Origin of the sequence: Burkholderia sp. BCC1047 (assembly GCF_902833155.1) — a bacterium.
Lineage (GTDB): Bacteria > Pseudomonadota > Gammaproteobacteria > Burkholderiales > Burkholderiaceae > Burkholderia > Burkholderia sola.
In genome coordinates this window covers 1-8853 of sequence record NZ_CADFEH010000070.1, presented here as the reverse complement: position 1 = coordinate 8853, position 8853 = coordinate 1, and the positions used below count along the sequence as shown (strand labels likewise).

Below are 8853 nucleotides of genomic sequence, written 5' to 3'. Positions count from 1 at the left end.
CGTTTCAGAAACAGCACGACACAGCCAAAAAAGGAGAGAAAGAAGACCCAGATACCCACCGAATAACCCGCAAAGCTGGTCCAAGGGGTGGGTCAGAATTCAATGCAAATCGTGGGTCAGGATTCCATGCAAATCAACAGTAGTGTCCTCCTGGTGTCGAAGGACGGCACACGCCAAGCGCTACCCGGCGGGACGGTCCGACGCGCAGGAGGTTATAGCCTCGGCCGACGCGCGCCACTGCCATGAAATCCCGTAGTGCTGATGGTTTGTCCATTGCCCCAGATGGCCGCCAGGCCGACGACGCTGAGCATCGTTGTAGACACGCTTACGCGTGCGCCGATAGTCGCATTCAGCCGGAATGGCGGCGTCGCGAATCCGTTTGAAGTTCCACCACGTCCTTTGCGATGCGTTCTTTTTCGCCGAATTCGTAAGAGAGGAGTGGCGGCTTCAGGGACAGTAACGGTCATTGCCAGCGCGCGATAGGGATGTCCCCTCATGGCCGGCAAGCGACCGCTCGCCGGCCCGTGCCATCAAACCTCTGTCTGCTCCGCCATCTCGAGGGCATCGTCGACCTCAATGCCGAGATCCTGTTCCGGTGGTGGTGCTTGATCGAGACGATGCGGCCCTCGCGGAGCGTGTCCGCGAGCTATATGCTAGGGGGGACTCTGTCATGGTTCTTTTTCGGCGACGCGACGACGGAGAGGCGATGAAGCAATTGCTGGCCGACTTGATCAAAGTCGACAAGCGTCTTCCTGAAAAGAAGCAGCGTCTGAAGCTGCTTACCTACCATCGCTCGAAGGGGTTGGAGGCAGTCGCGGTATTTCTAATTGGTGACTGCGTCCACATGACGGACTCCCCGTACAAGAATCAGGCATATATCGCTGCAGGGCTGGGTGCCGATAACGACATTACGCCGTTCGACACAGCCCAGCGCCACGAGATCCTCCGGCTTGCCTACGTTGCTATTACGCGGGCGGCCCGCCAGTGTTTTTGGTTCATTGGCGCTCCCACCGGAGCTCAGGGGCGGCCGCGTGCATCAGCGTACTCCCCACGACAGGCCGCATTTCCGAGACGAGCGCAAGCGATAGCGGGGCGTGGTTGGGGCGGTCGCCTGTTCTTCAGCGTAATCGGAATAGCTCTTCTCGAACTCGCTGGAGCGTGTTCCCACGCTCGATCTGAATGCGTACGGGAATGACGAGTTCGGTGCACGCGGGCAGGTTCGACGTATGCGCCGCCGATCTGAGCCTTACCCCTGCGGCGCTGATTAACGACCACGGCAAAATTGCACACGCCGGTAGCGGTACGCCGACCATCGGGACCGGGGCGTTGTCGAATAACGGCGGGTCCTTCGCGACCAATGGTGTGCTGGCGCTGACTGCCGCAGCTTTATCGAATCAAGCCGGCACCCTGTCCGCGCAACGACAGGCTACGGTTACGACCAACAGCGCTACCTTGAACAACACGGGCACCGCAACCGGTGCCAACGTTACGGTAAACGCCAATACGATAACGAACACCGGTGCGGCTGCCGTCTTCGCCGCCGCCAACCAATTGAACCTGTACGCAACGAATCAGTTGACGAATACAGGAAGCGCGAACCCATGCGAACGACCTGCGACCGACTGGTGCGTTGATCGCTGCCGATGATGTCGAATTCATACTGCCGGCACCACGACCAATACGGGCGTCATCAAGGGCGGCACGAAGACCGTACTTACCGCGACGGATAACCTCTGATACCCCAAAAGGCGTTGCGTCACTCGTTCGAGATTCAGTATTGGCTGTTTAGACCACGAATGCATTCATAATAAAGATTCCGTACGAAATTCTGGGCCGATGTCGCTACTTCGTGATTGATCGTTCGGCTACGGGCTTCATCGTGCTTTGGTTTGCGAATTCGCAGATCAATTCGGCCAATCGACATTGTAGGGTGGCACAGAGCGGTCATTGTGTACCTAAGATTTGTATCGGCGTCGTCTCTTTGTTAGTCGTGGAGACTGAGGGAATGGTGTTCGCGCGACAACAGTGTAAGCACGATTGCAGTACTACCGGCATGATGTGTCGTGCCTTACGATCGGCATCAAGTAATTCGGCGCATGATATATCGTTTGTTTTCATAGACATGTCGTACCGCGGGTATGCCATAGTGCCAAGTGATGCTAAGTAGTGGGCTAATTTAATTCGTGTTATTTGTCGCGTTCCGGTGACTGTCGCGGCATGCGGTCGGAGTTGTTCGTTTTTCATTATTTGAAAAATGAAAGGGTGAATGTCGCAAAGCTAAATTTCGTGATTGTCTGCGACGGTTTCGTTATTGTGTATTTCATTTCATTTCATTTCATTTCATTTCATTTCATTTCATTTCGTTTGTGGTTTGGGTTATTTTTTGGGGGCGGCGCGCGAGGCGAATATAAAGTTGTCGCCTAATTCGGGACCCGTCGGTCGCGGGTCAATCTGTGTTCATGTCTGTCGAATATGACGGGTTTCAGGATTGCCGCGCGATTGCGGATAGTCAGCCGCAAAATACCCCATTTCTAACGGGAGGGTTTGATGTTTGGGTCGAAAAGAAATACTTTGGCGATAAAATTTAATTGGTAAGTTGTATGTATTTCGCCCTGAATTTGGTTTTATGATGGGGTGGGTGAATAACGTTGTGGTTTTGGTATTAAATTCGGAATTGGTAAGTAATTTTTATTTAGTCGAGGTTTTGGCGTATGGGTTCGTTAAATGGGATGTGTGGTGGAGAACTCTCGCAGATTAAATTTTGGAAGTATACAAATTATAGAGGTGATGACTTGGCGGCTTTCAGGGCGAGCGAGCACTTGACTGCTGATTTATCCGAAAATTTGTTCTCAATTTTTGAATCGAAAGCCCAACAGATGCGCCCTTGCTTTACTCCTTCCGAAATTGCACGCATTCGACGCTTCGGCACTCCACGACGGTATCTCACAGGCGAGACGTTGTTACAGACCGGATTTTCCGCCGAGAGACTGTTCCTGGTGGTGAGTGGGCCAATCCGTATCATGCGCCGCGACGAGCTGGGAGAGAGGCATTTCGAGGGGATCCTTCAGCCTGGCCAATTTCTCGCAGAGATTGGCCAACTATCTGGACAGCCCGCACTAGTTGACGTTGATGCCCTTGACGACGCCGACACGATATTGCTCCTTCCTGAACAGTTGTGCCATCTGATCGTTGCCGAGGCGGAACTCGGTGAACGGATCATGCGCGCCTTGATCTTGCGACGCATGCGTCTAATGAAAAGCAGCAGTGGCCCAATCATCGTTGGCCATTCAGATGATCCGATACTTGTTGCGTTGCAGGGATTTCTCATGCGGAATGGCTACCCGTACGCAATTCTCGATACACTGGAGGATCCTGAAGCGGTGAAATTGTTGGAGAGGATGACTCGATCGAGAGCTGATTTTCCGTTGGTGATCTGTCCTTGTGGAACAGTAATGCGTGCTCCGAATCCGAATATGTTGGCAACGAGGCTTGGTTGGCGTCCAGAATTTTAACGGGACTAGTGTCTGGGATCGACGATGCGTGAGGCTAGCCCAATTTCCGTCCCAGTCTTAGCTGGAAAATTCCGACTCTTCGGGGCGGGCCGAACCGGCCCGATCAGTGCACTGGCGGGCGAATTCCGCCGGTGTCATCCACTGCAGCGCAGAGTGAGGGCGCGCCTCGTTATAGTACTCGCGCCAGACTTCGATTTTGCGTCTGGCGTCTTCAAGCGACAAGAACCAGTGTGCATTGAGGCACTCCTCCCGAAAGCGTCCGTTGAAGGATTCATTCTTCGCATTGTCGGTCGGCTTGCCAGGACGCGAGAAGTCAATCTCCACGCCATTCTCGTACGCCCATTTGTCGAGCGCCTTCGAAATGAACTCGCTGCCATTGTCTGCCTTGATATAGCGGGGAAGCGGACGATGATGCGCGAGCCGAGTCAGCGCGGCGACAACGTGCTCGCCACGCAACGAGCCGTCAACTTCAATCGCCAAGCATTCCCGCGTGTAGTTATCCACGATCGTGAGCGTGCGCAAGCGTCGACCATCAAACAGCGCGTCAGCGACGAAATCCATACTCCAGATTTCGTTGATTGCGCTTACTGACTGCTTCGGTTGTCGACGCCGGGCAGACTTGTTTCGACGAGGTCGCTTGTGGCGCAACGAAAGACCCAGTTCGCGATACACGCGTTCTACTCTCTTGTGGTTGTCTCTCCAGCCTTCCCGGCGAAGCATCACGTACACGCGGGGCGCACCGTAATGCACTCGCACTTCCGTGATCTCCTTGATGCGCATTTCCAGTGCGCTTTGATCCCGCGCGACCGACTCGTAGCGGTAGACCGTGCGGGACAGCTGCAACAACGCGCAGGTCTGCCGCTGGCTTGCGCCGAAACGCTGCATCAAGTCCGTGACAAGCTCACGGCGCCGAGAAGGCTTCAGAGTTTTTTTGACAGCACGTCCTGCAGCATGGCCTTGTCCAGCGACAGATCGGCTACGAGCCGCTTGAGCTTCGCGTTCTCTTCCTCAAGCTGCTTCAGCCGGCGCAGTTCCGAGGGCGACAGCCCGCCGTATTTCGTCCGCCAGTTGTAGAACGTCGCGTCGCTGATCCCCATCTTGCGGCAGACCTCCGCGACAGGCGTGCCCAGCTCGGCCTGCTTCAATGCGTATGTGATCTGCTCCTCGGTGAACTTGCTCTTCTTCACGGCATGACCTCCTGGTCTTGATGACAATGTCATGCCGGAATTTTCCACTTCCAAATGGGACAGTTTTGTGGGCTAGGGTCACGTGCGTAGCAGGCAGTTGTCGTATGGGATCGCTTGCCGTGCTGTTGCTGACAAAGCCGTGTGCAGCTGGTCGCACAGGAAAACGCACCAAGAATTACGGGCTAAACGCGAACTCCCAGCATGCCGGCCACGACGATGACCGTCCAAACCGAGCAGCCGATAATCAGAAGCCAACAAATCCGGTTGGCTCTCTCATAGCTGACGCCGTGAGCCAGCATGACGGTCCGCAGGCCGCAGGCGATATGACAAAGGACGAGCCATACGCCCAGTGAGTAGTGAGGGATCAGGCGCACGTTCCATGCGTCGCCGATCAGACCGCTCGGGGTTCCGGTTGCCCACGCGTAGTCGGTATCCGTCCCGAAGTAACGCGCAAGAATGAATACCGAATTGATATGCGAGGCAATGAAGATGACGAGATATGCGCCGGATGCTGTCTGGAACGATCCGAGCGTGTCCTGCTTAATGGTTAGCTTCGGCATCAACAGTACAAGGCCACTAACGATTTGAAAGAAGAAGAGTCCGATCAAAATAGGTTCGAGCCATCCCGCCCGATACGCATGGCGAAGCACGAGCATGACGCTCTTGTGCAAATCAGTGCCTAGAATCCCGACTGCGTGGTTGCCTAGATGAGGAAACAGGAAGACGGTGATGATGGCGACTGATGCTGCACCATGAAGCACGCGCACAGGTGCCGTATTCAGGTTCGGCCGAGAACGGGGGGTATCATTTCGCTCAGTGGATATCGCCAACAGGCTTCCGACAATCACGACCGCCCACAACCCAAGCCACACTTTCCCGTCTGCGCCGTTTATCTTCATCAAATAAAGCACGACCCCCAAGATGACGAAAAGTGGCGGCGAGGCAAACGTGAAGTGTGCAAGACGTCGCAATATGACGACCCGTCCGTCGCTCACATCGCGCCGGGAGAGCGACTGCAGGCTGAAGAACGCGCTCAAGGGAACCGCGAACACCAATGCAATGGCGAACAACGCGCCAGCCGTGTGGTGGCTGCCAGCTCCTTCGTAAAATCTGGAGAGATACCACGGATAGCCGAGCGTCATCGCAGGTGGCGCGAAGTGCCAAAAAAGTGACGAAGTTCTATCCAATCGTGCAATCGTAGAATTCATAGTTGTGGTCCCGAATATTTCACTCGCTCACCAGCGCAAGGGCAAGTCACGAAACTGGCGTGGGCCATGAGTTTATGATCCTGCCGCCCAGAACGTGGACCGAAATTTCCTGCTTAAATTGGGCTGTGAGCGACCACTCATCTGGCAAAGCGCATATCGCATATGAAGGTGCGTATCAGCGAAGGAGTTCGCGTGGGCGACTTTTTGATTCAACTGGACGGCGTGGGTCCGATCCAACAGCAAGTGTACGAAGGCATTTACGCGGCCTTGGAAGACGGCCGTCTTGAAGCGGGACAACGCCTGCCGGCATCCCGAACATGGGCGCTTCAACTTGGCGTATCGCGCAACACGATAAGAGAGGCGACCGCGGCGTTGATTGCGGAGGGCTGGCTTGAGGCTCGAGTTGGCTCGGGCTTGTACGTGCGTGCAACACCATCGCAGAACAGCGCTCCGATTACCCATTCCGCGACCCGATTGCGTTTGTCAGAATGGTCGGCGCGTCTCCCGCTCAAGACATTCGTGCTGCCTGACAAGGACGTGGAGGTCGACTTTCGTCCGGGCGCCGTTTCCCACGACGCCGATCGTGTGTTTTGGCGCAAGCGCTTGGCCCGTTGGCCATCCGACATGGAGCCCGCGCCGCTTTCCGAATATGGCCAGCCGGAGGGAGACGTGCGGCTGCGCGAGCGAATTGCTGCTTACCTTCGCCAATCGAGGTCCGTTCGTTGTACCGGAGCGGATATTGTCATCACTACTGGAACGCACCAGTCATTCGATCTTCTATCGAGACTATTGTTGGGTCCCGGGACGTCGTTCGCCATAGAAGATCCTGGTTTTCCTGTTGTCGCCGAAATTGGGCGGCTATCTGGTTCTGAACCCGTTCAACTTCAAGTCGACGAGCAGGGAGTGAAAGTCGAGGACATTCCCGAGGGAATCGCTGGCCTGTACTGTACGCCCAACCATCAATTTCCGTTGGGCGTCACGCTTTCGCCGGAGCGGCGGAAAGCGCTGCTCGCAAGCGCGGCGAAGGGTGGCTTCGTTATCTTCGAAGATGACTACGACTGTGAGTATTACCACGGTACGATGCCGTCACCATGTCTGCAGTCGATCGATACGGAGGAACGTGTAATTTATCTCGGATCGCTGTCCAAAATTCTGGCGCCGGCATTCCGGCTAGGCTTTATTGTCTCGCCTCCCTGGCTGCTCGACGCCCTTAGAAGAGCAAAATGGATAGTGGACAGGCAAACGTCCATGCACGTCCAGAATGCCTTGTTGCACCTCATGGTGAGCGGTGAATTCGCTTCGCATCTGAACAGCATGCGCATGGAGTACAAGAGGCGACGAGCGACCCTGCTGGAAGCGATCAGCAACCGTCTGTCCACGTGGCTGACTCCCTTGGATTCAACGTGTGGTTTGCACATTTCGACACGAGTGAATGACGGTTACGACATCGAGACATTGTGCAGGATCGCAGACGAGGAGGGTGTCGGCATATATAGGGGAGACACATTTTCGGGCACTGGATGCGCGTCCAACATACTGGTGTTCGGATTTGGCGGAACGCCGGTGCAACACATCACGAAGGGCATCGGTCTGCTCGCTTCGGGTTGGCAGTGCGAGGCAGAATTGCTGCGCTCGTGTATCTAGCGGGCACCTGAGGGTCGAAGTGGTCATAATAATTTGGCGGTAGCTGGTCACGAATTTTTGCGATTCATCTGCAGAGGGCATCCGTTGATCCGGTGTGATACAAGGGCCGACGTTGGTGATCGTGATGCCAACGTCGGCCGCTCCGCGGAATGACCGGATCGACACGTATCGGCCCTTCGAGGCGAACAGGATTGCGTTGGCGACGGGGTTGACGAATGTCTATAACAGCAGATCCCGATCGCTCTGCAGATCGAGCGGACCAATCACCGGGTGAGGGCCGGCGCGTGTGGCCGTGTGATCCGTACGCGATGGCCGGATTGGTGTCAGGCCGACAACAGCGTGCGCGCCTTGCCGACCCTACTAGCCAGTCAAATCGAAGGCTACGATTTGTTCCAAGCAGTACGTGCGACGCGTTGTTCGACGCAGGTACCGGCGCGTGCACGTGCTGCTCAAGCGTGAAGGCCGACAAGTTGCTCCTAGCCTGCTGAAATAACGTTCGCTATCCGTATTGCTTGGCGGACCAAGGATGCCCGTCGGGGAGTTCGGTACTAGAAACCCATGGCATGCAGATACATACGGCCGTGCGAAAGTCATTCGCACATTGATGACCCGTGAGAGTACCGTGAGGATTGCCGGTGTGCTCGTGTCCGAAGCTCGATGTGCCGAAATCAGATCACACTTTGGATTTGTCGTCAGACGGCGCGAGTGCGACGACATGATTAATGCCGTCACGCGCCATCTTCGTGTATGGACTGAAGCGCTCCGTGTTCCGAACGAGCTCCTCGGCAATTGACCGCTCGACGCCTGGCAGATGGACTTGGATATTCGCATTCAGCATGAAGAGCCCATCCATAGGGTCGCGACAGAAATCGACCGACGCCGAAACCGTGGCGCCGTCAATTACCACCCCCACATTTGCGGCCAACAGGCTCAGCGCGCCGTGAAAACATGCGGCATAGCTCGCGGCAAATAGCTGCTCTGGATTGGGGCCGTTGCCGGGGCCGCCGAGCTCTGGGGGCAGACGTAGCTCCACGTTGAAGCTTCCGTCATTTGACCGGGCGATACCGGAGGCTCGACCGTGAGCTGCCGCTCCACCGGTCACGGTTACCGTGGTCGAATATAGCGTCTGCGGTTCTCGTCCGCGGTACTTATTCAATAGTGACAGCGGTGGGGGGCGCAATGAAGTCATTGTTTTGAGCGATCTTGAACCGCACCGGGAATCGTGGAGGTCGGTTGGTTTAAGTTAATGCAGGCACTTCAGCCGCATTTCTGAGTTGCCTGTAGTAGTTTGCCTCAGCTTCG

Annotated in this window: 7 protein-coding genes; 4 read left to right on the top strand and 3 right to left on the bottom strand. The window is 55.7% G+C overall.

The window, feature by feature from the left end:
* The first annotated feature begins 670 nt into the window (after window positions 1–670).
* The 3 genes from HWX55_RS35690 (at window position 671) to HWX55_RS35680 (ending at window position 3512) form a co-directional block, all read left to right on the top strand.
* Window positions 671–1195, top strand: a complete 525-nt coding sequence (locus HWX55_RS35690; RefSeq protein WP_244140707.1) for a 3'-5' exonuclease — start codon at window positions 671–673, stop codon at window positions 1193–1195.
* Window positions 1192–1647: a hypothetical protein gene (locus HWX55_RS35685; protein WP_175979071.1), complete on the top strand. Its 456-nt coding sequence runs from the start codon at window positions 1192–1194 to the stop codon at window positions 1645–1647. The genes HWX55_RS35690 and HWX55_RS35685 overlap by 4 nt, the downstream gene beginning before the upstream one ends.
* A gap of 1064 nt (window positions 1648–2711) precedes the next feature.
* Window positions 2712–3512, top strand: coding sequence for a cyclic nucleotide-binding domain-containing protein (locus HWX55_RS35680; protein WP_175979070.1), 801 nt, complete (start codon window positions 2712–2714; stop codon window positions 3510–3512).
* Window positions 3513–3569: 57 nt separating this feature from the next.
* Here HWX55_RS35680 and HWX55_RS35675 read toward each other — a convergent pair.
* Both HWX55_RS35675 and HWX55_RS35670 read right to left on the bottom strand, forming a co-directional pair.
* Window positions 3570–4699 (bottom strand): IS3 family transposase gene (locus tag HWX55_RS35675; protein WP_175979069.1). Its coding sequence is split into 2 segments (ribosomal slippage): window positions 3570–4438 and window positions 4438–4699, totalling 1131 coding nucleotides; the frame shifts between segments, so codons are not numbered across the junction.
* Window positions 4700–4881: 182 nt separating this feature from the next.
* Window positions 4882–5841, bottom strand: coding sequence for a hypothetical protein (locus HWX55_RS35670; protein WP_175979068.1), 960 nt, complete (start codon window positions 5839–5841; stop codon window positions 4882–4884).
* A gap of 228 nt (window positions 5842–6069) precedes the next feature.
* Here HWX55_RS35670 and HWX55_RS35665 point away from each other — a divergent pair, with 228 nt between their 5' ends.
* Window positions 6070–7551: a PLP-dependent aminotransferase family protein gene (locus HWX55_RS35665; protein ID WP_175979067.1), complete on the top strand. Its 1482-nt coding sequence runs from the start codon at window positions 6070–6072 to the stop codon at window positions 7549–7551.
* A gap of 673 nt (window positions 7552–8224) precedes the next feature.
* Here the strand turns inward: HWX55_RS35665 and HWX55_RS35660 are convergent.
* Complete coding sequence (locus tag HWX55_RS35660) at window positions 8225–8740, bottom strand: Ohr family peroxiredoxin (protein ID WP_175979066.1); 516 nt, start codon at window positions 8738–8740, stop codon at window positions 8225–8227.
* Window positions 8741–8853 lie beyond the last annotated feature (113 nt).

Excerpts from the sequence above, each read along its gene's own strand:
- HWX55_RS35665 (WP_175979067.1), top strand. The coding sequence starts at position 6,070 with ATGAAGGTGCGTATCAGCGAAGGAGTTCGCGTGGGCGACTTTTTGATT.
- HWX55_RS35670 (WP_175979068.1), bottom strand. The coding sequence starts at position 5,841 with ATGACGCTCGGCTATCCGTGGTATCTCTCCAGATTTTACGAAGGAGCT.
- HWX55_RS35685 (WP_175979071.1), top strand. The coding sequence starts at position 1,192 with ATGACGAGTTCGGTGCACGCGGGCAGGTTCGACGTATGCGCCGCCGAT.
- HWX55_RS35690 (WP_244140707.1), top strand. The coding sequence starts at position 671 with ATGGTTCTTTTTCGGCGACGCGACGACGGAGAGGCGATGAAGCAATTG.
- HWX55_RS35680 (WP_175979070.1), top strand. The coding sequence starts at position 2,712 with ATGGGTTCGTTAAATGGGATGTGTGGTGGAGAACTCTCGCAGATTAAA.
- HWX55_RS35660 (WP_175979066.1), bottom strand. The coding sequence starts at position 8,740 with ATGACTTCATTGCGCCCCCCACCGCTGTCACTATTGAATAAGTACCGC.